Annotated in this window: 18 protein-coding genes; 10 read left to right on the top strand and 8 right to left on the bottom strand. The window is 39.3% G+C overall.

The window, feature by feature from the left end:
- The first annotated feature begins 286 nt into the window (after positions 1-286).
- Positions 287-1,240: a GGDEF domain-containing protein gene (locus tag GQR38_RS12375; RefSeq protein ID WP_002959792.1), complete on the top strand. Its 954-nt coding sequence runs from the start codon at positions 287-289 to the stop codon at positions 1,238-1,240.
- Between the two features lie 189 nt (positions 1,241-1,429).
- Here GQR38_RS12375 and GQR38_RS12370 read toward each other — a convergent pair whose 3' ends face one another.
- Positions 1,430-3,982 carry a glycoside hydrolase family 3 N-terminal domain-containing protein gene (locus GQR38_RS12370; RefSeq protein ID WP_165721848.1) on the bottom strand — a complete coding sequence of 851 codons (2,553 nt, stop codon included), beginning with the start codon at positions 3,980-3,982 and terminating at the stop codon, positions 1,430-1,432.
- A complete protein-coding gene (locus tag GQR38_RS12365; protein ID WP_165721849.1) occupies positions 3,982-5,256 on the bottom strand; it encodes a sugar MFS transporter in 1,275 nt (424 codons plus the stop codon). The genes GQR38_RS12370 and GQR38_RS12365 overlap by 1 nt, the downstream gene beginning before the upstream one ends.
- Positions 5,257-5,514: 258 nt before the next feature.
- Here GQR38_RS12365 and GQR38_RS12360 point away from each other — a divergent pair, with 258 nt between their 5' ends.
- From GQR38_RS12360 to GQR38_RS12350, 3 genes are all read left to right on the top strand, one after another.
- Positions 5,515-6,843: a GH1 family beta-glucosidase gene (locus GQR38_RS12360; protein WP_165721850.1), complete on the top strand. Its 1,329-nt coding sequence runs from the start codon at positions 5,515-5,517 to the stop codon at positions 6,841-6,843.
- A gap of 46 nt (positions 6,844-6,889) precedes the next feature.
- Positions 6,890-8,212, top strand: coding sequence for an MFS transporter (locus GQR38_RS12355; RefSeq protein WP_024590902.1), 1,323 nt, complete (start codon positions 6,890-6,892; stop codon positions 8,210-8,212).
- Positions 8,213-8,274: 62 nt separating this feature from the next.
- Entirely contained in the window at positions 8,275-9,279 is a 1,005-nt protein-coding gene (locus tag GQR38_RS12350) for a LacI family DNA-binding transcriptional regulator (protein ID WP_007585306.1), read from the top strand.
- 72 nt (positions 9,280-9,351) lie between these two features.
- On the opposite strand, the gene GQR38_RS12345 is transcribed toward GQR38_RS12350, so the two are convergent.
- Together GQR38_RS12345 and GQR38_RS12340 are read right to left on the bottom strand one after the other, a co-directional pair.
- On the bottom strand, positions 9,352-10,020 hold the full coding sequence (locus tag GQR38_RS12345) for a DUF2987 domain-containing protein (RefSeq protein WP_165721851.1): 669 nt from the start codon (positions 10,018-10,020) through the stop codon (positions 9,352-9,354).
- Entirely contained in the window at positions 10,013-10,819 is an 807-nt protein-coding gene (locus tag GQR38_RS12340; RefSeq protein ID WP_165721852.1) for a glucosaminidase domain-containing protein, read from the bottom strand. The genes GQR38_RS12345 and GQR38_RS12340 overlap by 8 nt, the downstream gene beginning before the upstream one ends.
- 512 nt (positions 10,820-11,331) lie before the next feature.
- Between GQR38_RS12340 and GQR38_RS12335 the strand changes: the two genes are divergently transcribed.
- Positions 11,332-12,624 carry an anti-phage deoxyguanosine triphosphatase gene (locus tag GQR38_RS12335; protein WP_165721853.1) on the top strand — a complete coding sequence of 431 codons (1,293 nt, stop codon included), beginning with the start codon at positions 11,332-11,334 and terminating at the stop codon, positions 12,622-12,624.
- A gap of 82 nt (positions 12,625-12,706) precedes the next feature.
- On the opposite strand, the gene GQR38_RS12330 is transcribed toward GQR38_RS12335, so the two are convergent.
- A complete protein-coding gene (locus GQR38_RS12330) occupies positions 12,707-14,863 on the bottom strand; it encodes a prolyl oligopeptidase family serine peptidase (RefSeq protein WP_165721854.1) in 2,157 nt (718 codons plus the stop codon).
- 165 nt (positions 14,864-15,028) lie between these two features.
- Here GQR38_RS12330 and GQR38_RS12325 point away from each other — a divergent pair, with 165 nt between their 5' ends.
- Positions 15,029-15,343, top strand: coding sequence for a DUF962 domain-containing protein (locus tag GQR38_RS12325; protein ID WP_024600121.1), 315 nt, complete (start codon positions 15,029-15,031; stop codon positions 15,341-15,343).
- 669 nt (positions 15,344-16,012) lie between these two features.
- Positions 16,013-18,583, top strand: coding sequence for a TonB-dependent receptor (locus GQR38_RS12320; RefSeq protein ID WP_165721855.1), 2,571 nt, complete (start codon positions 16,013-16,015; stop codon positions 18,581-18,583).
- A 75-nt stretch (positions 18,584-18,658) separates the two neighbouring features.
- On the opposite strand, the gene GQR38_RS12315 is transcribed toward GQR38_RS12320, so the two are convergent.
- From GQR38_RS12315 to GQR38_RS12305, 3 genes are all read right to left on the bottom strand, one after another.
- On the bottom strand, positions 18,659-19,654 hold the full coding sequence (locus tag GQR38_RS12315) for a branched-chain amino acid aminotransferase (protein ID WP_165721856.1): 996 nt from the start codon (positions 19,652-19,654) through the stop codon (positions 18,659-18,661).
- Between the two features lie 207 nt (positions 19,655-19,861).
- Complete coding sequence (locus GQR38_RS12310) at positions 19,862-20,914, bottom strand: acyl-CoA desaturase (protein ID WP_165721857.1); 1,053 nt, start codon at positions 20,912-20,914, stop codon at positions 19,862-19,864.
- Positions 20,911-21,954: an iron-sulfur cluster-binding domain-containing protein gene (locus tag GQR38_RS12305; RefSeq protein ID WP_165721858.1), complete on the bottom strand. Its 1,044-nt coding sequence runs from the start codon at positions 21,952-21,954 to the stop codon at positions 20,911-20,913. The genes GQR38_RS12310 and GQR38_RS12305 overlap by 4 nt, the downstream gene beginning before the upstream one ends.
- A 268-nt stretch (positions 21,955-22,222) precedes the next feature.
- On the opposite strand from GQR38_RS12305, the gene GQR38_RS12300 reads away from it, so the two are divergent.
- The 3 genes from GQR38_RS12300 (at position 22,223) to GQR38_RS12290 (ending at position 24,962) form a co-directional block, all read left to right on the top strand.
- Positions 22,223-23,398 carry a PQQ-dependent sugar dehydrogenase gene (locus tag GQR38_RS12300; RefSeq protein WP_165721859.1) on the top strand — a complete coding sequence of 392 codons (1,176 nt, stop codon included), beginning with the start codon at positions 22,223-22,225 and terminating at the stop codon, positions 23,396-23,398.
- Between the two features lie 165 nt (positions 23,399-23,563).
- Complete coding sequence (locus GQR38_RS12295; protein ID WP_165721860.1) at positions 23,564-23,743, top strand: DUF6435 family protein; 180 nt, start codon at positions 23,564-23,566, stop codon at positions 23,741-23,743.
- A gap of 640 nt (positions 23,744-24,383) precedes the next feature.
- Positions 24,384-24,962 carry a hypothetical protein gene (locus GQR38_RS12290; protein WP_206006184.1) on the top strand — a complete coding sequence of 193 codons (579 nt, stop codon included), beginning with the start codon at positions 24,384-24,386 and terminating at the stop codon, positions 24,960-24,962.
- Positions 24,963-25,021 lie beyond the last annotated feature (59 nt).

The raw sequence follows: 25,021 nt of genomic DNA, 5'->3' as shown, positions 1-25,021 counted from the left end.
TTTCTTATTAATACATAATAATTACAACAGTTAGTTAAATATATATTTCATCATTTTATAATAAAGAGAATAAATCATGTTTCATTTGCCTACTGTGATCTTCTTCTCTTTTATCCTTAACTTATTCATAAGCTTATTTTTTCTCTCAATTTATAAATATAAAAAACAAACATCTTTTTTATTATTTGGTTTAGCCTGTGCCACATTCGCATTAGCCGAAATACTAGCATGTTTGCGCTTATTCATAGATCTTCCTTTAATAACCCACTATTTAGCTAGTGTTTCAATGATTACTAGCCCACTTTTAATTATTGTTGGACTATATAAATACAAAAACGTACAAAATATTAGCTTAATGCCTCTTTACTGCATATTTGGTTTTTCTAGCTTATTGTTATTGGCAATTTATCCTTTCGGTGCAGCAAAAATGCTAACGAGTTTAGTAATTGCCGGATTATTTATTTACACAGCGTATTTAATCAAAAGCATGAGCTTTGTTGCTAAAGCCCAGAAAAAGGCGTTAATTACCTGCTTTTTAGTGCACAGTGGAGTTATGTTTTTAAATGCTATATTTCTATCAATACCGGTACTTAGTTCGAGTATTCAAGATGTAGCAACCCCTTTGCAAATTGTGCTTATTAGTCATTTACTATTAGCCACACTGAGTGCTCTTATACTGCCATTTTTGTTATTTTCTAATAGTGAATATACGCTATCGAACCTTGCCAATACCGACTCTCTTACACAGTTATTTAATCGCAGAGGTTTCTTTAATAACGCCAAAGCAGTCCTTAAACAACCTAATAACAATGATATAAATGTATCTATAATTATTCTAGATATTGACTTTTTTAAGCATGTAAACGATAAGTACGGCCACGACACGGGCGATCAAGCAATTAAATGGATTGCGCAGCACATAAAAGAGCAATTTATTGATGAGGGTATTTGCGCCAGAATAGGCGGTGAAGAATTTGCAATATTACTACCAGACTATTCCCTACGAGCAGCTAAAGAATATGCAGAGCACTTACGTGAAAATATTTCTAAGCATCCGTTTTATTATCAAAACGCGCATATAAAACTATCTGTGAGCGCGGGAGTGAGTCACTCTGTAAATGGTAAAATGAGTGTAAAAGACTTACTGTCGTTGGCTGATAAACGCCTTTATCTTGCTAAAGAAACCGGCAGAGATAAAGTAGTTAGCTTTGACGAAAAAAACCTCTTAATGCAGTGCTAATTATTTTACAAGCTATTATAAAAAAGGTTCCTCCTATGAAAACGTGGTAACCCTTTGTATTTATAGCGACTTGTTCCTATTTAGTTATATCAATTAGCTCAAGTATTTATGCAGGTTAGTATTAATCCTCTACATAAAAAAAGCCCTTCATTCGAAGGGCTTTGGTATACACACAATAGAGTTAATAAACTACTTACAAGACAGTGTAGCTTCGCCTGCCTTATTTGGCACAAACTGAATATTAGCCACAGAAATTGACGCTTTACCATTGCTGCGTAAGCTAAATGGGCTTGTTAGGTTTGCAAAATTAACACCCTTATCAGCAAAACAACCTAAATCGATTGATACTGACTGCCATTTATTCTCAATGCTTTTATCTACAACGTTTGCTAAATCAATGCTTGCACCACATTCGCCCGAGCAAGTCATAGCAAGTGCTATATCGCTCGTTAGTGCTTCGTTTAATTTAATATCAAAGCTAATCACACTATCGGCTTCAACGTAGGCAATGGTATCTTCTGCAAAGCTTGTTACTATTTCAGCACTGGCTTTTTCTGCACCGCTAAAGTTAAATTGGCGCGCGTCTTCTTGTACTATTTTGTCCTCAGTTCGGTATTTAATTGCACCAAATTCATGAGTACTACTCGATACATCTAAAAGCTCATTGCCCGATTTTAACAATAAGCGCCATGGTGCTACAGGTGCACCAACAAGTATATCCATACTCGTAAGCCCTGAGTTATCAAGTTTAGAGTCTTCATCAAGGTCGTCAGCTAACACGTTTTTATCGCCGTACGTTAAACCAAAACCATAAGGAAGTAATGGGTCGTAATTTTCATCGCCTTTATTAACCGCAGTTTGTACCGCTGATTTAGGCCAAGAAAACGATAATTTACCTTTAAAATTATTTTGAATAGTGCCGTCTGCCGCTTTTAATAAAACATCAGCAATACCTGCGCCTTCTGTACCTGGCAACCATGCAGCTACAAACGCGTCAGATGCGTTTAGTTCGCTGTTAACCCACATAGGTCGACCTGATATAAACACCGATACAACAGGGATACCTTGCTCTTTTAGCGAGCTTAAAAGTGCTAATGACTTTTTATTCCCGCGCTCAAACTCAAGGTTATCTTTATCGCCGTGCCCTTCTGCGTAAGGTTCTTCACCAAATACAACAATGGCAACATCAGGACGTTGCTCAAACGTACCATCAGCACTTAAAGTAACACTTCCACCTGCTGCAGATATTTGCTCTTCAAGCCCTTTGTAAATTGACGTTGCTCCAGGGAAATCTGCATTTTTGTTATTGGTACCTTGCCACGTAATACTCCAACCACCCGACTGTTTACCTATATTATCGGCACCATCACCTGCAACAAGTACGCGTTGATTAGCTGCAATAGGCAATAGGTTATTTTTATTTTTAAGTAATACAAGCGATTCGCGCACAGCTTGACGTGCTACTTCGCGGTGCTCTTGGGCACCAATTAGCTCTGTTTTTCCAGAGTAAAGACGCTTAGCCGGGCTTGGTTTATCAAATAAACCAGCGCGAAGTTTTACGCGTAATATTCTGCTCACTGCGTCATCAATACGCGACATACTAATTTCGCCTGACTTAACTTGCGCAATTGTATTGTTATAAAGAGGCTTCCAGGCACCTGTTGGCACCATGAAAATATCAAGGCCAGCATTAACGGCTTGCGCACAACTTTCGTTAGTACAGCCTTCAATTTGACCGTGACCGTTCCAATCGCCTACTACAAATCCATCAAAACCCATTCGTGTTTTTAATACATCAGTAAGTAGATATTTATTGCCGTGATTTTTAACGCCATTCCAGCTATTAAAAGAAGCCATAACCGATTGGCTACCTGCTGATAAACCGCCTACATAGCCTTGTGCGTGAATATCAAATAATGATTGTTCACTGTCGATATTATTACCCTGATCATCACCATCAACCGTGCCACCGTCGCCAATAAAGTGCTTAACCGTGCTAATAACACGCTTATCACTTAAAAAGTCGCCATCGGCTTTACCTTGTAAGCCATTTACTATGGCTGCTGAGTAATCATGTACAATTTTTGGATCTTCTGAGTAACCTTCGTAGGTTCTTCCCCAGCGATCGTCGCGCACTACGGCAACTGTGGGTGCAAATACCCAATCTATCCCCGTAGCCATTACCTCTACTGCAGTAATCGATGCTATTTGCTCGATTAAATCAGGATTATTCGCCGCGCCTAAACCAATGTTGTGCGGAAATAACGTGGCACCAATTACATTATTATGGCCATGTACTGCATCGGTGCCCCACATAGTTGGGATACTACTGCCATCAACTGAGTCATCGACAGAAGCTTGATAAAAGCTCTCTGCTAAGGCTACCCAGTCCATTGGTGTTGCATGTTTGTCACCATTAGGGAATGCACCACCGCCATTAAGATATGAACCAAAGCCATATTTACGCATGTCTTCAACGGTAATATCACGAATTTCTGGCTGAATCATTTGAGCAACCTTTTGCTCAAGTGTCATGGTTTTTAAATAGTTAACTATTTTAGCTTCAATATCGGCATCTTTTTTAACGGCAATATTAAGTTTTGGCCAAATTTGCGCTGTTTTAGATAACGTTTCATTAGTTTCAACCGATGTTACTGCGTCGTTTGAACAAGCCGATAAAGTACCTACTGATGCAATTAATGTTGCTAAGGCTATTTTATTAAGTGTAAAAGGGGTTTTCATTATAGAGTCTCCTGCGCTTGAACTGGTTTGCTACCGCTTAAACCATAGAACACGATAAATATGTAACATAAAATAGGTAAAACATACGAAAGTTGAACACCCACACTATCAGCAAGTGCACCTTGTAAAAGTGGCACTATTGCACCACCTACAATCGCCAAACACAAAATACCAGAGCCTTGAGCGGTATGCTTACCAAGTCCATTTAACGCTAAACTAAAAATAGTGGGGAACATAATAGAATTGAATAAACCAACCAATAGTATTGACCACATTGCTAATTGACCCGACGTGCTCATGGCAATAACGACTAAGATAATAGCCATGGTCGCGTTAAAGCCAAGTACTTTACCAGCGGGTAATTTTTGCATTACAGCAGCACCAATAAAACGCCCAACCATAGCACCACCAAAATAATAAGTGATGTAATGAGCTGCAGCATGCTCTTTTAGTCCTGCAATATGTTCTTGCGCTAAAAAGCTTACTAAAAAGCTACCAATTGCCACTTCTGCGCCAACATACATAAATATACCCACAGCACCTAATGTTAGGTGACGGTATTGCCATGCACTGCCTTCAATTTTTTCTGAGTTTTTAGCCGCTTCTTTTTGCTCGCTCATAATGTCTGGTAATTTAAGCCAAGCAAAAATACCGGCTAGTAAAATAAGCATTGCAGCTAAAAGGAGGTAAGGAAGTTGAACTGACTCTGCATTTTGTGCAGGTGTTAAAAAGGCTTCTGACGCTGAGTCCAGAATTAACAGAGCACCAAATGATGGCGCAACCGTAGTACCTAACGCGTTAAAAGCTTGAGTAAGCGTTAAACGAGACGACGCAGTTTTTGCTGAACCCAACAAACTTACATAAGGATTTGCAGATACTTGTAATAACGTTATGCCACTGGCAAGTACAAATAAAGCGAATAAAAATACAGGATAACTATGTAAAGACGCTGCTGGGTAAAATAAGACACACCCTACTGCCGCAATTAAAAGCCCAACCACGATTCCTTTTTTATAACCAAGCTTTTTAACAATGTGTCCACTAGGGAGTGACATTAAAAAGTAAGCGCCAAAAAAGCAAAACTGCACAAGCATTGCTTGTACATACGTTAAATCGAAAACCGCTTTTAAATGCGGAATCAAAATATCATTTAAGCAGGTAATAAAACCCCACATAAAAAACAGTGAAGTTAAAGATGTAAGTGCAAAACCATAGTTTTTATCTTGGTGGTTTTGCGACTGTGTGTGTGATGTCAGTGGTGCTGAACTAGCCATGTGCTCTCCGCAATTTATTATTATAAATTGATCTTCAGTAAGTAATTAATACAACCCCCGCTAAGGCGCAGTATTTAAGAGTTGACCTGAAGATTAATTAACATTAATCTAAAAATGTAAGCGCTTTCACGGCTAATTAAATACGAACATGTTACATATTTCAACAACTTTTATTTTTAATAATGTTTTGTACCCGCTGAAAGTCAGTAAAAATAAGCGCTAAGCGTGCAATTAAGTTCTCAAAAAGGTTTGTAACCAATGACAAAAATATCATTACCATTTAATTCACCTCTATTAACAAAAGACTTTGTTTATGGTGTAGCTACAGCATCATTTCAGATAGAGGGCGGGTATGAGCATCGCTTACCGTGTATTTGGGATACCTTTTGTAGTACTGCAGGTAAAATTGCTGACAATTCACATGGTCATATTGCCTGCGATCATTACAATAATTGGCAACAAGACATAGATATAATAGAGTCTCTAGGTGTTGATGCTTACAGGCTTTCTATTTCATGGCCTCGCGTGATGACTCAAGACGGAAAGTTAAATCCTGTAGGCGTTAAGTTTTATACAGATATTTTAGATGAGCTAAAACGAAAAAATATAAAAGCCTTTGTTACTTTGTACCACTGGGATTTACCGCAACACCTTGAAGATGAAGGCGGCTGGCTCAACAGAAAAACAGCTTATGCATTTGAGCAATACGTAGAACTAATTACTAACGCATTTGGAACCCGAGTGTATTCGTACGCTACATTAAACGAACCCTTTTGCAGCGCGTTTTTGGGTTACGAAATTGGCATACATGCCCCAGGTCTAGTCGGTAAGCAGTATGGTAAAAAAGCAGCTCATCACTTATTACTCGCTCATGGTCTGGCCATGAACGTGCTAACTAAAACATCGCCTAATACTCAAAACGGCATTGTGCTTAACTTTACACCCGCATATCCACTTACCGATAATCAACAAGACATAGACAGTGCCAAATACGCTGATGACTACTTAAATCAGTGGTACATGAAACCAATAATGGATGGTAAATACCCCGATATAATAAACCAATTACCAAGCAATCATTTACCAGACATACACCCTGGTGATATGGAATTAATTTCTCAGCCAATTGATTACTTAGGCATCAACTTTTATACCCGCCAAGTTTATAAGGCGCATCCTACTGACATTTATGAACCCATTGCACCTACGGGTCCGTTAACTGATATGGGATGGGAAGTTTACCCACAATCGTTCACCGACCTGCTCGTATCGCTTAATAAAACATACACCCTACCGCCTATTTATATAACCGAAAATGGCGCAGCCATGCCCGATACATATAATAATGGTGAAGTTAACGACTTAGATCGTTTAAATTACTATAATGATCACTTAAATGCGGTTCATAATGCGATTGAACAAGGTGTTGTTATACATGGCTACTTTGCTTGGAGCTTAATGGATAACTTTGAATGGGCAGAAGGCTACTTAAAACGTTTTGGTATTGTGTATGTAGATTATAAGACGCAGCAACGCACTATTAAAAATAGTGGCTTAGCTTATAAAGAACTCATCTCTAAAAGATAAGAGTATACCCACAACTAAAAACAAGTATAAAGCGGGATAAACAATCATGGTCAGTGTAAAAGAAAAAATAGCGTATGGCTTAGGCGACACCGCCAGTAATATTATTTTTCAAACAGTTATGATGTTTTTAATGCTGTACTACACAGACGTAGTGGGTTTATCGCCTGCTGTTGTAGGTACTATGTTTTTAGCAGTGCGTATTTTTGATGCCGTAACCGATCCATTAATGGGTAACCTTGCTGACAAAACACATACGCGCTGGGGGCACTTTCGCCCCTACTTACTTTGGCTTGCCCTCCCTTTTGCCATTATTAGTATTTTAGCGTTCACTACGCCCGATTTAGAAGGCACCGATAAAATAATTTATGCCTTTACTACTTACACTCTGCTTATGGTTGTCTACACCGCTATTAATATTCCTTATTGTGCATTGGGCGGCGTACTTACTGCTGATGTAAAAGAGCGCGTGACTATTCAGTCTTACCGGTTTGTATTTGGTATGCTAGGCGGCGTAATAGTAGCGGGTTGTACTATGCCAATGGTTGAGTACTTTGGCCAAGGCGATGCAGCAAAGGGTTATCAATACACAATGACTGCAATGAGTATTTTAGGCTTTGTACTGTTTTTACTTTGTTTTTTAGGCACAAAAGAGCGTATACAACAGCCTAAAGAGCAAAACATTCCTTTTGCACAAAGTGTTAAAGCATTAATTAAAAACGATCAATGGCGAACACTTTGCTTAGCTGCATTCTTTTTACTTACCGGGCAAGTATTAAGGCTTACGCTTGCTGTTTACTACGTAAAATACTATTTAGGTCGAGACGATTTAATCACCTTATTTATGACGCTAGGTGTTGCAGCCAGCATGGTAGGTTGTGCTTTAGCTCAACCACTTGCAAAGCGCTTTTGTAAAATAAAGGCCTATATAAGCTTACAAGTTATTGCCGCCGCTATTTGTGGTTTTAGTTACTTTATTAGTAAAGATCAATTAGTACTCGCATTTACTGCCTTTATTTTATGGAAATTCTTTTTAGATATGGCAACCCCGTTGTTGTGGGCAAAAATGGCCGACACCATAGATTACGGGCATGAAAAAACAGGTGTACGCATTACGGGTTTGGTTTATTCAGGCGTTATATTTTTTATTAAGATGGGCGTGGCTGTAGGCGGCGCAATTGCAGGCTGGTTGTTATCTTTTTACAGTTATCAGGCCGATGCAGTACAAACTCTTGATACCCAACACGGTATTTTACTGTCATTCACTGTACTACCTGCTTTTGGCTCATTATTTGTTGCCTACATAATGAAAAAATATACACTGACTAATCAGGTTGTTGAAAATATTCAATCTAAACTAACAGCTAGTTAAGATATATACTCTAAGGTATTATTTAGCCGAAGTAGTTAAGGATAAGCGAGTGAACAAATAACATGGCAACAATTTATCAAGTCTCAGAGCTTGCGGGCGTATCGTTAGCCACCGTTTCTCGCGTGATGAACAAAAATACCCGTGTAAGCGATAAAACTAAACAAAAAGTGCTTGATGCTATGGCGCAGCTTGGCTACAAGCCTAATTCAATAGCGCAATCTTTAGCCTCTAACTGTACTAACAGTGTGGGTATTTTAGTGTCTGAGTTACATGGTCCTTTCTTTGCCCAAATGATGGCAGGTATTGAGTCAGAGCTTCGCGCTGCGGGTAAACACGTTATTATTACTACCGGACACAGTGAAGAAGACAAAGAACAAGAAGGCATTGAGTTTTTAATTAGCAGACGCTGCGATGCCATTATTTTGCACGTAGAAGCCGTCTCAGACGACTACCTAATAAAACTAAGCCAAGGCTCTACACCCGTTTATTTAATGAGCCGTTACGTAGAGCAACTAAAAGACAACTGTATCAGTCTAGATAATCAATTAGGTGGTTACCTAGCCACTAAATCGATATTAAATCAAGGCCATACACAAATAGCGTATATTGCAGGCCCGCAGTTTAAAGCCGATGCTTTTAACCGCTTAGAAGGTCATAAACAAGCGCTTACAGAGGCTGGTGTTAAATTTGATTCTACGCTTTTTTATATTGGCGACTTTAACGAAACTGGCGGTAGTAAAGGCTTAAAACATTTTATTGATGAAAAACTTAGCTTTACTGCACTGGTATGCGCCAATGACGAAATGGCCTCCGGTGCCATGAAGTATGCACGAGAGCACGGTTATAACTTACCAATTGATTTATCAATTGTTGGATTTGATAACGTTATTTTTGCAAACTACCTATACCCTACACTCACGACCATAGATAATCCGGTCGGGAAAATGGGCGAAATGGCAGCTAAATTAGTGCTTAAAGACGTATATCAAAATAAAAACCTTGTTATAAATCGCTTTTTTGAACCTACTTTAATGCAGCGCGATTCATCAGCGCCACTTATTAAATAAAAACCAAAGACTAAAAACGAGTACTGATTTTGGTACAAAAAAAGCGGCTAAATGCCGCTTTTTGTATGTGAGCTACTTAACAATCCAAGGCGTTACTTTAATAACGTTCGATATATCGCCAAGCACTGCGCTATCATCTTCCCAGCTATCTTCAACTGCAAAATAACACACTGACTTTTCACACGTTATATTTTCATCATCAAATTGCATTGGGCTTTTAAATGTAACTGCTACGCCCTTTTGCTCTGGTAATAAAAACCACATTAATTTACTTACAAAAAAGCCCGACAAATCAGTTAATAGCTCATCAAGTTCTTCGTTAATGGTATATAACGACTGCTTTGAAAATGCTAAACCTTCAAGTTCGTTTGCTTCTATTTGTAGCTTTAATTGGCAATCGTGTAGAGGATTGAGCGGCTCTACTACAATGACCGCTTTATCGGTATCAAGCTGCTTATCGAACGGCAATAGTAATTGTGCTTTATCGGTAAAGTTAAGTGGATACTCGTTTCTTTCGGTTAAAATAGTACCGCTTTTAATTGCACATGTTTCATTAGTACCAATATCACTAATGTAAAAGTTAACTCGCGCATATTGAAAATCGCCTTTGTTAACAATTTTTAAGCGGTCGTAAAAACCGTCATACGACATCACAAATTCTCTCGCATTTACATTAAACGCACTAATGCTCAGCAGCACTAACACAATAGCGTTGGTACAATTAAAAATGTATTTATTCATCAAAGTAGGCTCTATTTTGGCTAATCATCGTGTTTAACTCTTCTATATACGCTTCACCGCGCTCAGAGTAAGACATTAAACCATGTGTAAGTTCAGTCGCTAAAATTGGTTTTTGCTCAAGACGTAAGTTTTCACGTATTGCGCGCAAATCTTTATAAGCAGGATGCGTATTTATGTTTTTAAAGTAAGAGTTTATAGCAGCTCTTACCGATTTAAACGCAGCAACTTCGTGCGCAGCACCGGTACTACGGCGTCTAGGGACCATGCCACAGCCTTTTGAATAACACCACTGACCAAAAAAGTTAAGGCCAATACGTGCAAAACGCGAAGTGCCCCATGCAGATTCGTTTGCAGCTTGCATAAGCGCTAATTCTTTAGGAATTACATCAACACGGCGCAATGCTTGCGTAAGTATTAGCGTATCAACCGTGGTTGGTAAGTCATACGACTTTAAAATTTTAGCAATATCTTTGTTTTGCTTTTTTTCTAAAGGTAATTCGTTTTGTAACATCATGCGTGCTATTTCGAGCTTAGCGCGTTGCTGTAATATTTTTTTATTTTCGGCTTCAACGTGCGGACGAATAAAGCTAAAAAATGCATGTTTTTTTTCTTTAACATCACTAAATTCTGAAAATTTTGGCAGTTTTACATTATGTAATGGTTTTTCTTTTTTCTTCACTTTTTTTGGTTGTTCTGACGTTTGCTCGTCTAGTTCAACATCGTCACTTTGTATAAACGGGTATGCAAGCGCCCAAACAAAAAATACAGTTAGTAAAAGCTTAAAAATCGTTTTTAACATCTATTCTCTCTATTAATATTAGGGCGTATTGACCTTTAGTGATTAAGTTTGCAGCAGTGTATTTGGCATTTAGGCAAGGCAGAGCCTATGTAGTGTGGTTATTCCCCATAAATAGGCGATAACGCAGCATAAATGCCAAACATGCGCTGCCCAAAGGGTTCTTCCTAGGGGCGATTAACTCTTTGTTGCTCAATTTTTACTTAGCCCACTAGGTTACAAATCTCTCGCCGCGATAAAATCGCCCCTAGATTGAACAAATTTAATCCACAAAGATCAACACGCCCTGGTTATGCATGGTTTATACACAAGCATACGAAGGCGCATTATACCTAAGCCACTTTATAAACGCGAATAACTGGGGTTTGATGACCTTTTACGGTTGAATTTTCAGCAGTGTATTTGAATTTTAGATAAAACAGAGCCTATGTAGTGCATTTGTTCATTCGCAATTTATAAGTCCATCGGTATACTGAGCAAAGTTTAATAATATTAACTATGTGTGAGTAAGCAGTATGAATAAACAATGGCAAAGCCGAATAATAGAGCAATATAAACATCGTCCTAACGATAACCGCTCGCCGTGGCAGGTCGATCGTTCGCGTATTATTCATGCAGCTGCATTTAGGCGTTTGCAAGCTAAAACCCAAATTATGGGCATTGGCCTAAACGACTTTTACCGCACTCGCCTTACCCACTCTTTAGAAGTATCGCAAATTGGTACTGGCATATTGCGCCACTTAAAAGCGCAACATAGCGACTTTACGCACTTTCCATCAACCGGACTGCTAGAAACACTGTGTTTGGCGCACGATATTGGCCATCCGCCTTTTGGTCATGGTGGTGAAATAGCGCTAAATTACATGATGCGCGATCACGGTGGTTTTGAAGGTAACGCACAAACACTGCGCATAGTTGCAAAACTTGAGCCCTACAGTAATGGGCACGGGATGAACCTAACTCGTCGTACTTTATTAGGTTTTATAAAATACCCCGCGTTTATTAATACGCTTTGGCATACCATTCCCGACGATACAACCGGTCGTGCATTTATAAAAGCAGATGATTGGCGACCTGCCAAAGGGTTATACAACGACGATGCAGCCATATTCAATTGGATAGTAGAGCCACTGAGTCAAAACGATAAAACGTTGCTGGGTAACCATGGCGCTATTGATAAGTACCGCGCTAAAACAACATATAAATCGCTCGACAGCGCCATAATGGAACATGCCGACGATATAGCATACGCCGTACACGACTTAGAAGATGCCATTGCAACCCATGTACTTACGTTAGACGATTGGCAAACTCATGCTCTACCTCATTTAAAAGCATTAAACTTTGACTGGTTAAACACCATGCTTGAGTCACTCACCCAGCGTTTGTTTTCAAAAAATGATTATGAGCGGAAAGATGCCATAGGTGAGCTGGTTAATACCTTTATTATTCATATACATTTAGATATTCAAAACGATGCCTTTGAATGCCCTATTTTAAAGTACACCGCTAAATTAGATGCCCAATACGACAGTGTTTTGCAAATACTTAAGCATTTTGTGTTTCAACGTTTAATACGTGACCCCGAAATGCAGCAAATAGAATTCAAAGGTCAAAACTTACTAATAGAGTTATTTACCGCGTTTGCTAGCGATCCGCTGCGTTTATTGCCCGAAACAACACAAGCACAATACATAGAAGCACAAAAGCAAAACCAAGGTATGCGTATAATTTGCGATTACTTAAGTGGAATGACCGACGAATACGCTTATAAAACGTATCAACGATTGTTTTCACCTATGCAGTAGTAACATTAAAAAGGCCGAGTAAATTAAATTTACTCGGCCTTTTTGCTCAGCTATTAAAGTTAGCTATTTAGTTAAATCGCTTTTATAACGACTCTACGCCCATGTTGTATAGCGTAAAACCAAATATATCAGCGTACTGCTCAATTGTTTTACTTGTTGGAGTACCTGCGCCATGCCCTGCATTGGTTTCTATGCGAATAAGCGTTGGATTATTACCCGTTTGCTTTGCTTGAAGCTCAGCGGCAAACTTAAACGAATGCGAAGGGACAACGCGGTCATCATGATCGCCAGTTGTGATCATAGTGGCTGGATACTCAACACCTGCTTTTACATTATGAAGTGGTGAATAACCTTTAATGTATTCAAACATTTCTTTGCTTTGCTCGCTCGTACCGTAGTCGTATGCCCAACCAGCGCCCGCAGTGAATGTATGGTAGCGCAGCATATCAAGTACGCCTACAGCAGGTAGAGCCACCTGAAATAAGTCTGGGCGCTGCGTCATTACTGCGCCAACTAACAAACCACCGTTAGATCCACCGCGAAGTGCTAAACGCTTTTTAGACGTGTACTTTTTATCTTTTAAATACTCAGCTGCGGCAATAAAGTCGTCAAACACATTTTGCTTTTGCAATTTAGTGCCGGCATTGTGCCAGTCTTTACCGTACTCACCACCACCGCGAATATTAGCAACGGCGTACACACCACCTTGCTCAAGCCATACTGCATTAACGGGGCTAAAGCTTGGCGTTAAACTAATATTAAAACCACCGTAACCGTATAAAATAGTAGGGTTTGAACCATCAAGCTTAATGCCTGTTTTATAGGTAATTACCATCGGTATTTTAGTACCGTCTTTTGAGGTGTAAAACACTTGCTCAGACGTGTAATCATCACTATTAAAGTCAATAGCCGACTTACGATAAACACCCGATTCACCCGTAGTTACATCAAACGTATAAGTAGTACCTGGTGTTTTGTAGTTAGTGAACGAATAATAAAGCGTTGTTTGATCTTTTTTACCGCCAAAACCACGTGCAGTACCCACGCCTGGTAATGTAATTTCGCGAATTAACTCACCTTTTTTGTTGTACTGTTTTACCTGTGAAATCGCGTCAACCATGTAGTTGGCAAAAAAGGTATCGCCACCTTTTGTAAGGTTTAGTACGTTTTTGGTTTCTGGAATTAAATCAACCCAATTTTCTGGGCTTGGATTACTTGCATCAACCGTCACTACTTTTTTGTTTGGTGCATTGAGGTTAGTAACTAAAAACAGCTTGCTGCCTTCGTTATCAATAACTGATGTATCTGAATCAGTATTTCCAACAACCGTTACAAACTCACTGTTTTCTTTTGTTAGATCTTTTATAAACAGCTTATTGCCTGACGTAGACGTACTAGCTGAAATAAGTAAGTAGCGGCCGTCATGAGTTACATCAGCGCCTACATAGCGATGTTTTTGCTCATCAGTTTCACCAAATACAACACTATCAGCAGACTGTGCAGTACCTAGCTTATGGTAATACGCTTTATGCTGATCTGTTTTAGCCGAAAGTTCACTCCCTTTAGGTTTTTCGTAACTTGAATAATAAAAACCTTCGTTGCCTAACCAATTAATGCCACTAAATTTAACGTCAACAAGCGCTTCTTCAACTTGCTCTTTAGTATGTGCATCAATAACTATAATTTTGCGCCAATCGCTGCCGCCTTCAGATATTTGATACGCGAGTAATGACCCATCTTTTGAAAACGATAAACCCGACATAGACGTCGTACCATCGTCACTAAACTTGTTTGGATCTAAAAATACTTCTACGTCGCCGCCATCTTTACTGCGATACAAAACATACTGATTTTGCAGGCCATCGTTTTTATAAAAATAGGTGTAGTCGCCCTCAGTAAAAGGTGCGCCTATTTTTTCGTAATTCATTAGTTTTTCAAGGCGCTGCTTTAACTTATCGCGATAAGGTATCTGCTCTAAATAAGAAAACGTTAAATTGTTTTGCGTTTTAACCCAATCTGCAGTCTCGCTGCTCATATCATCTTCTAACCAACGATATGGGTCGCTAACTGCTTCTTCAAAGTAGGTGTCTACGATATCGCCTTTTTTTGTTTCTGGGTATATAACTGCATTAACTTGCTTCATTGGTGCTTTTACTTCTTCTTGAGTTACCGTATTAGTTGGCTCTGAACAGCCGCTAAGCGCTACAATTACAGCACATGCTAGAGTGTGTTTAAACATCCTGAGTTCCATTCTTATTTATTAATAGTGCACATAAGTTATTAACTTTTAGCTCTTTTGTCTATTTAGATGCGTTAAGCGCCATTTATCGCTGTAAACAAATGTAAACTTACGCTTTAATAGTTCACAACACTGATAAAATAAAAAACAATAAAAGAGCACACCATGCAAAGTACAAACCCCACGTTTAAAAGCTTTAAAGCCTTCTACCCTTATTATTTAAAAGAGCATCGCAACGTTACTTGCCGCCGCTTACATTTTATAGGAAGCGCCCTCGTTCTTGCTGTAATCGCAATAGCATTATTGAAACAGCAATATAGTTTATTATGGCTATTACCTGTTATTGGATATGGGTTTGCGTGGGTCGGGCATTTCTTTTTTGAAAAAAACCGCCCTGCTACTTTTAAACACCCTTTTTACAGTTTATGGGGAGATTGGGTAATGTTTAAAGATATGCTTGTTGGAAAAATTAAATTTTAACACTATTTTTAGCACTTTTTTTTATACCAATTACTTATAAAAACAAAATTGCTTCATGCTTTAAAGTCTAGGTTCTAATAAGTAGTACATAATTTATAACACACCTATTAAATGTTAATTTAGTTAACATCCAATGGGTTTATTTGTATTTTAAATTTTAAAAAATATTTATAGCTCAACAGCTATTTATTGCCAGCCCAATAAAAATGGTTCCCTACCCATAATTAATTTAAACCATCCATCTCATCTTACCAGTTAATTAAACGTTAAATTTAACTTTTAAATATAATTCATTATTCATCAATTACTTAGCAATTACCTTCGCTATATAACTAAAACAATGATCATTATAAAAAACAACCAAATGTAATTATAAAAACTCTTAAATTAATTGAATGTTATTCAATTGACTGACTTTGTTAATTAAGTATATGTTCAAGGTAACAAAAAAGTTTATACCAATCCGCTTAATTAAGTGATCTATTTTGAGGATGGAAAAACGTGTTGATAGCTAGGCAAAAAATTCGCTATTTAGTTGCTCCAAATGAGAATTTTTTAACGCAGGTAACGGCACGTTTAGCCCCTAAAAATGATTAAGTATTATTGCGGGTTGGTATTAATCTTTTTGTACAAAACTAAAATAATTCAATGGGTATGGGGAAATACAGCATGAATAGAAAACCGTTATTTAAATTACAGCAATCGGTACCACAAATATTACTCGCAATGAGCGCGTCTGCTGCACTACTTGGTTCGCTCTCAGTAAATGCTGCAGAGCAAGACACTAAAGCAGAAGAAAACATCGAACAAATAAGCGTAATTGGCTCTCGCCGATTAGGCCGTACAGTAGAAGATAGCGCAGTACCCATCGATATAATTGGCGCTGATGCCCTTAAAAATTCTGGCTTTACTGAAACGAATGCCCTACTTAGCAGTTTATTACCAAGCTTTAACTTCCCGCAGGCATCACTTACTGATGGCAGCGACCATGTACGCCCCGCTCAGCTTCGTGGCTTAGCACCCGATCACACCTTAGTGCTTGTTAATGGTAAACGCCGCCACAGCAACGCATTACTTAACTTAAATGGCTCAACGGGTCGTGGTTCATCATCGGTTGATTTAAATGCAATACCAGCAAATGCTATTGCCCGTATTGAAGTATTACGCGATGGTGCAGCAGCGCAATATGGCTCTGACGCTATAGCGGGTGTTATTAATATTGTGCTTAAAAGCGCAAGTAGTGGTGGCTCAGTTGCGGCTATTTATGGTGCTAACGTAACCGAAATGGACGGTGTACCACAGCTTGAATCAGTATCTGAAGGTAGCGACGGAAATTTAGCATTTACCGAAGGGGGCGATCGCTCTTTAACAGACGGTCAAACATTAACACTGCAAGGTAATATGGGTTTTGAACTTGGCGATAATGGTTTTTTTAACATCTCAACAGAATATCGCGACCGCCATTCAACTAACCGCTCAGACTACGATAACCGTGAAAACTACGCACGATTAGATGATGGATCGTTAGACCCTCGTGAACTTACCGTAAATCGTTATAACCATAACTTTGGTAATGGCGATGTTGAAGACTTTTCAATGTTTTATAACGCAGGTTATCAATTAACAAACGATATCGATTTATATTCGTTTGGCTCTTACAGCAAACGTGAAGGCGAAGGTGGCGGGTTTTATCGCCGAGCAAGTGATAGTCGTAATATAGAAGAAGTATACCCTGATGGCTTTTTACCTGTTATTACCTCAGACATAAATGACTTTTCATTGGCACTTGGCGCTAAAGGTTTTGCAAATGAATGGAATTACGATGTATCGGCCGTATATGGTCAAGATGCATTTGAGTTTGGTGTTACCAATAGCTTAAATACCTCATACGGCCCTACTAGCCAAACAAGCTTTGATGCAGGAACACTTACCTACGATCAACTTACTTTAAACGTTGATTTTAGCCGCGAAGTAGACGTCAGCTTTTTAGAAAGCTCTGTAAACGTAGCTGTAGGTGCTGAGTATCGCCGCGAAGGATACCAAATAGATGCAGGCGAAGAAGCATCATATGCACAAGGCACATTTGGCCCAGGAGGCGCAGTAACCGACCCAGTTGATGGCCCATTTGGCGCAGCGGGCGCACAAGTATTCCCGGGGTTTACACCCGAATCAGAGGGCGATAACAGCCGCCACAACGTGAGCTTATATATAGACCTTGAAACCTACCTAACCGACGATTGGAATTTAGCGGTTGCCGCCCGTTATGAAGATTACTCAGACTTTGGCGATACACTTAACGGTAAAATTGCGACTCGTTATTCATTAACTGAAGACTTAGCACTACGCGCCTCAGTATCTACTGGTTTTAGAGCACCTTCATTGCAGCAACAATACTTTACCTCAGTAGCCACTGTATTTGTTGATGGCGAACCAACCGAAACAGGTACGTTCGCACCAAGCAGCGATGTAGCAAAAGCACTGGGATCACCGGGTCTTGATGCTGAGGAAGCAACAAACTACGGCGTTGGTTTTACATGGTCTACCGACTTTAATTTCAGCTTATCGGTTGATTACTACCAAATATTAATTGATGACCGCATTGTGCTATCAAACAACTTATCGGGCGATGCTATTGCCGATTTACTTCAAGGCACAGGCGCTAATCAAGGTCGTTTCTTCTTAAATGCAATTGACAGCAAAACCCGTGGTGTGGATGTAGTTGCATCTTATAATGTAGCAACTGATGGTTACGGCGATTTAGCCTTTAACCTAGGTTATAACTACGGCAAAAATGAAGTAACAAATATTATCGATCCGCCAGCAGAGCTACAAGGTGCAGGGTTTGATCAAGACAACTTGTTCTCAGGCACTGAGCTGCGTCGTTTTGAAGTAAGCACACCGCGTAATAAGTACAACTTAAGTGCAACATGGACTAACGACGACATACGTACCACGCTTAGAACAACACGTTACGGCGAAACTCAAGACCCTTCAGATAACCCAGAACGTAACGAAGTGCTGAAGCCTAAATGGATAACCGACTTAGATGTCGCCTACTCGCTTAGTGAAAACGTATCGCTGAGCTTAGGGGCTAATAACATTTTTGATGTTTACCCAGATGCAACCCGTGAAAATGTTGACGATGTAACCACCTTCTCACGTTTATTTGCTTACTCTAGCTTCTCGCCATACGGATTTAACGGACGCTACGTGTACGGTAAAATAGAAATGAAGTTTTAATGATTTAAATAGCTCAAAAAGACAAAAGCCACCGATTAGGTGGCTTTTGTATTCGAGTTAGAATCAAATCTATAATTAGATTTTAGTTAACCAACCGTGTTTGTCTTCACTTTTACCCCATTGAATATCATTCAATGCTTGGCGTAAACGTGCTGTAGTTGGGCCTGGCTCGCCAGTACCTACTTTGTATTCTTTATCGTTATGAATAAATGTACCCACAGCAGTTAGCACGGCTGCAGTGCCCGAAAGCGCAGCTTCAGTGCCAGGTTTAGCAGCACGCTCTAGTAGCTCAGTAACGCTAAAGTTACGCTCGCTTACCGTCATACCTAAATCTTTAGCAATGGTTAAAACACTACTGCGTGTAACACCGTGTAAAAAGGTGCTATCGAGTGCTTTAGTAATAATTTCGTTGCCGTCAATGAGTATAAAGTTAGCAGCACCGGTTTCTTGTACGTCGCCACCTGGGCAAAACAAAATTTGATCGGCTTGATACTTAATACGTGCAGCACTAATAGGTGCTAGTGCGCTGGCGTAGTTACCACCACTTTTTACCATACCCATGTGCGGAGCGCAGCGCATACCATCTTCTTCAAGCAGTACACGTAGTGCAGTTGCACCACCGGCAAAATAATCACCTACTGGCGATAGTAATGTGTACAAAATGGAGCTCATCGATGGCGCAGCTGCTTTACCAATTGCAGCCTCTGTACCAATGTGCGTTGGGCGAATATACATAGAGCCCGGTGGTAATGGCGTTTCATCTGCGTATTGGCGCACTATATCTAAAATCATTGTTTTAAGCATATCGCCATCAAAGCTTGGTAAGCTTAATAATGCAGAACTTTGTTGCATACGCGCAATATTTGCATCCATTCTAAAAATATAAACAGAACCATCTTCGCGGCGAAAAGCTTTTAAGCCCTCAAAACAGGTGCTTGAATAATGAAGAACGTGTGCACCAGCATGAAGTTCAAGTTTATCGGAAGGGACAATCGAGCTTTCGCTCCATTTATTATCAGAAAAACGAGCTTGAATCATCTGCGGCATAAACACGGTACCAAATGCGGCCATTTTAATCTCTCTTGTGGGGTCTATTTTCCTCCATTGTATGACAATCACCCGCCATTTAACCATAGCTAAAGTAAGGCTTTTTTAATTAACTAAGAGAATTTTTTGCAAGTGCTGTTTACAAATCAACCGCATTGAGTGCAATAAACAAAAAAAATCGGTCTGTGCAGTTACACAGACCGATTTTTTCATTCGTTAATTAAAACATGTTTATTTAAACGAATATTTAATAATACGTTTTAACACCGACGTATACTGCCTAAAAAAACCACCCGTATGGTAATCAATACCGTGTTTTTGTAAAACAGCCTGCACTTGAGGCGCTACTTCTTGATAGCGCGAAGACGGCATATCAGGAAATAAATGATGCTCTATTTGGCAGCTCAAATGCCCTGTTAAAACATGAAACCAATGCGACCCTTTAATATTAGACGAGCCCAGCACTTGGCGGTAATACCACTGCCCTTGGGTTTCGTTTACGCAGTCTTCTTCTTTAAATGTTTGCGTTTCTTCGGTAAAGTGACCACAAAATATAATAGTCGAAGTCCATAAATTACGGATTAAATTTGCTACCAAGTTACCCGCTAATACCCATAAAAACAAAGGTCCTGCAAGTAGCGGAAATATCGCATAATCTTTAATTAACTGGCGAGCGCCTTTACTAAAAAAGCGTTTTTTAAGTGTTGAATGCGATACAAGCCCTTCGCGGTTTTCTTTCTTTTTACCAATAAAAACACGCTCTGCGGCAAGTTCGTGATACGACACGCCCCACTGAAATAAAACACTTAAGTTAATGTAAGTAAAAAACTGCCAGCTATTTTTTAAGCGCCAATTAAAGTCATCGCTTAAGCGCAATAAACCATAACCAAAGTCGCGGTCTTTACCAATAATATTAGTGTAAGTATGGTGCTCAAAATTATGAATGCGATTCCAACTTTGCCCATCGCACGCTATATCCCATTCATAATGCTGTGAATTAAGTTGCTTGTCGTTCATCCAATCGTATTGGCCGTGCATTACATTGTGGCCAATTTCCATATTGTCTAAAATTTTAGCAAGCGCTAATAACAGTACACCTGCAACCCACAGTAATGGCTGAATAAAACCAAGCATAAGCAAAATTCGCCCGCTCCATTCACACACTCGCTGTTTGCGCACAACAGAGCGAATGTAGTCAGCATCTTGCTGACCTACTTTGCCAAGGGTGTCCATTTTAATGGCATCTAACTCGCTTGCGAGCATGTCATAGTTAATGTTTTTCATAATTGTAACTCCAAATCACTAACAGGTTGGCTTACGCAAAGCTGGATTAACTGCTCGCCGTTGTCACTCAATTCACCTGTTTTTAAATTACGTACCACGCCAGACTTTTTAATACATTGGCATTGGTGGCAAATACCAATACCGCAACCGCGTTTAACGGGTAGCTTTTTTTCTTCAAACTGAGTCAGTAAAACATCGTTGCCCGATACAACATGGGCACTGGCGTTAATTTTCACATTAAATTGGCTGTCGTCGTTTAAGCTAGGCAGCGCCAAACCAAATGCTTCTTGGTAGTAATTTAGCTTATGCGTTTTAGCAAAATCGCTCACCGTCTGCATAAATGCAGCAGGGCCACAGCAGTATATGTCTGGATTTTCCCACGGCTTAATATTGCTGGTTATATCGTTTGATTGCTCACGCGTTAATAATAAAAACGAAAAATGCTCAAATTGCGCTGCCAACTCACTCAGTTCATCAACACATTGATGCTCAGTGGCTTTTGCGTAATACACCAACGACACTTTTTGCGTAGTTTGGCTTAAGTAATCATCAAGCATGGCAAGCATAGGTGTTATACCCGACCCACCGGCAACAAAAGTAGCCGGTGTATGTGTATTTTTAAATACAAAGTCGCCGTTTGGCGCAGAAATATTGCACCACAAACTCGCTTTTAATGCGCTACTGAGTAAACCTGTAAAGCGCCCTTGCGCATTTGTTTTGATTAGTAAGCGCACCAAACCTGTATTTTTAAATTGCTGAGCGCTTGAGGCCACGGTAAAAACGCGTGTTAATAATCGCCCATTAATTTCAAGCGTTAAACTTATATGCTGCCCTGACGTATGCGCCTGCCATTGTTTGCTTGGCTTAAGTTGCACACTTAAAAAACCGCCATCAAGCACAGCGGTACTAACTACTTGCGCTCTAAACTGCCCTGCACGCCACGCAGGTTTAAACACCTGCATTATTGGCTCTATGTAGCCTGCAAAACTTTGATGGTGTAAAAACCATTTTGAAAATTGGTTTAATACTTGAGTCATCATGGTTAAATCTCTATCAAATCTTAATTATTTTGAACTTACACGTGTACGCCCAAACTTCAGCGCACAAGTGTACGCTCAAATTTTAAGTTTTCAACCCCAATAGAGTAATTATTCAATTTTTTATTAGCACTAATTGCTAAAACAATTTCCTGAGAAGAGGTAATTTTATAAATATATAAGTGTGTGTTTTTCATTCAACTCAACACTTAACAAATTTATTTATGCCATGTTAAGGTGATGTAAGACTGAATTAATTTTGGAAGCCATAATGATAAATTTAATGTCACATAACACACTCCCTAAACTAATAAGTGCAAGTTTAGCCATTGCTATATTTGCTACTAACGCCCCCGCAAATGCAAAAAGCGATTACGTAAAAAACTATAAACAGCTCGATACTTTATCGCTTAGCGTTAACGCAGTAACAGCGGCAGAAGGTGTGGTTATACCTTGGGCTATAGAGCCTTTAACTAACGGCGATTTGCTAATATCTGAGCGCAGTGGAACGTTATTTTTATTACCTAAAAATACAACTACATTAACTAAGGTTTCAGGGCTTCCCGACATTGACGCTAATGGCCAAGGTGGATTGCTTGATTTATCACTACACACCGATAGTAAGCAAAACCAATGGCTGTACTTTAGTTACTCAAGTAGTGAAGGCAAAGGAAGCGGAAGTAACACCGCCTTAATGCGCGCCAAGCTTAATAGCGATCATACACAGTTGTCTGATCAGCAATTGCTATACAAAGGCGAGCAAAACAGTACCAAAGGCCAGCACTATGGCAGCCGTATTGTGTTTGATGATGAAGGTTATGTTTATTTTTCAATTGGCGATCGCGGCTCGCGCGACATAAACCCGCAAGATCTCACGCGGGACGGCGGTAAAATTTATCGCTTACACGAAGATGGCCGTATCCCAAGCGACAATCCGTTTGTTGAACAAAACAATGCAAAACATGCGGTATGGTCTTATGGGCACCGTAACCCACAAGGCATGTGGTTTGATAATCAAAACAATATTATTTGGTCTCACGAACATGGGCCACGCGGCGGTGATGAGCTTAACATAATAAAAAAAGGCGCTAACTACGGATGGCCTTTAGTAAGTTATGGCGTTAACTACAGCGGCACCAAGTTTACAGACCTTAAAGAAAAAGACGGTATGGAATCACCCGTATTGCATTGGACTCCCTCTATTGCTCCCTCTGATATGCTGTATGTAACGAGTGATAAATACCCAGAGTTGAAAGGTAAACTATTACTAGCATCAATGAAATTTGCATTTATTAGCGCGCTGGAACTCTCAAAGGGCAAGGTTGTTAAACAATATAAAATACTCGATGGCATTGGCAGAGTTCGCAGCCTAGCCCAAGGCAGCGATGGTTTTATTTATTTAGGTATTGATGGGCAAGGCATTAAACGCCTAGAGCCAAAAACGTAAACATTAGCACTAGAACCAGAACTAGCACACAGTAGGTTAATAATTACACCGTGTTTACTTTGCGCTTTTAAAGCGCAAAGTAAACATTTTCACCAAACAAAGAACTATTAAGCCCATTAATGCGTACACTAACTACATATAATTTAATATATTAAGAGAATACCAATGTTTTCATTTTTAAAGCCTGACCCCGTAAAAAAACTGCGTAAAGAATACGACGTAAAACTAGAGCAAGGCATGCAGGCACAAAGAAAAGGCGACATTAAAAGCTTTGCCATGTTAAGTGCAGAAGCCGAAAAGATCTGGAGTGAAATAGAAGTACTTGAGGCTAAAAAAGCCAAATAATACCAATCGTGTTAAGTTATTAGACATTTATAGCGACGGATAAATAGAGTGATAACAAGGCATAAATTTCGAGATGTAGTTGTTCTACATGAGAAATTTATAACGCCGTTAACGCTTTATTTAGCACGCTAGAAAGGCTAAATATTTAAGTCGATTGGTATAAACATCGTGTCTGCCCTGTTTTAAAAGAAGGAAGACGCGTTTAGTAAATAGCTCATAACCTCGTTTTTACAACTTCCACCATCCGTAAACCACCTTTTATAATATGCTTACACAAACAAGTGTACTTAAAGCGGTTACTTACGTTATTGCAGCCGTTTTTTAGTAACTATTAAATGATTTAAAATCGGATTTGGTTTTCATTTTAAATATTTAATTGCTGTATTTATGTACCGCGCTGGCGTTTTTCCTCATAAGTCTAAAAATGAGGACGTTTTCTTCTTTTCTGCATATTATTAAAAGAACAGCCCGACTTAAAGTTTAATACTCGCAATGTGTTACAGGATTTGTTATTAATATTAAAAATAATTAAGAGGACATACTTTGCTCACAAAAAGAGGAAAGTGTCCTCTGATAAAGCTGTTAAATTTGAGGAGTAATAGCATAGATGAACTGTACTGAATGTGGAAAGGAAGCCAACGTGCAAGCAAAGTTTTGCTCTGAGTGCGGAAACGACCTTAAAATCCAAAACAATATAAATATTGAATCTGGTGATAACTCGGTAAATTTTGGTCAGCAAAACCAAGTTACTGGAAATACAATAAATATAAATTCAAATGAAGATGCTTCTAATAAAGCATACATCGATCGAACTAAAGTTAGGCCGTTATCGGTCGCTGGAACTCAACTAAAAGCGTCTTGGCTTTTAGTCTCAGGCTTACTTAGTTTTTTTGGCAGCATTGCGAGTATTCTTGGATTTATTGGAACCGAATACCAATTCATCTTTATTATAACTATGGCAATCGGCGCAATATTGTTTCCGATTGGTATGGCTTTAGTTCAATCCAAGCACCTAGATTTCCCTCCATTTTTCAATCTTGAGACTGGGTCGAAAGGAGAGATATACATCACCAAAGTTGAAGGTAGTTGCCCGAAATGTACAGGGAAATTAAAGCTTCGATCAATTGGTCCAAAAAACAATAAGACAACCGTAGTCAGGTGCACACGTAACCCTGACCACATGTGGGGCTTCGACCCAACGGTGTTGCCAGATTTATAGAAAATTTAATCGGGTAGCCGGAGGTCTCTAACCTCCAGCCCCCACACCACCCATCATGC

The sequence above is a fragment of the Pseudoalteromonas sp. c7(2019) genome (assembly GCF_011378625.1).
GTDB lineage: Bacteria > Pseudomonadota > Gammaproteobacteria > Enterobacterales > Alteromonadaceae > Pseudoalteromonas > Pseudoalteromonas arctica.
This window is presented reverse-complemented; position numbering and strand designations above follow the sequence as displayed.